This is a genomic window from Pseudoalteromonas sp. SIMBA_162 (genome assembly GCF_046535955.1).
Lineage (GTDB): Bacteria > Pseudomonadota > Gammaproteobacteria > Enterobacterales > Alteromonadaceae > Pseudoalteromonas > Pseudoalteromonas marina.
Window position 1 is genome coordinate 1 of the sequence record NZ_JAWJBQ010001177.1, and the last position, 237, is coordinate 237.

Sequence of the window (237 nt, forward strand, 5' to 3'; positions counted from 1 at the left end):
GGGAGGTGGAGCGATGAAAATAGGAAGAATGTTTAGCTGGACTTTTATGTTAATGCTATCATTCGTTCTTTTTTTACCTAGTTTAACAGCACATGCTAGTGACCGTGTATATCATATTGTTCTCGAAGATGAGGTTGAGAAAGGGTTACATGCTTATTTAAAACGTGCATTTAGTGAAGCAGTTGACGCTAAGGCTAAAACAGTTATATTAGAGATACATACCCTGGAGGTTTTACG

At 37.6% G+C, this 237-nt stretch carries 1 protein-coding gene; it reads left to right on the forward strand.

Annotation, left to right across the window (positions count from 1 at the left end):
• Positions 1–13: 13 nt before the first annotated feature.
• A partial coding sequence (locus R0J88_RS23395) for a hypothetical protein (protein WP_410901374.1) occupies positions 14–237 on the forward strand: 224 nt, incomplete at its 3' end.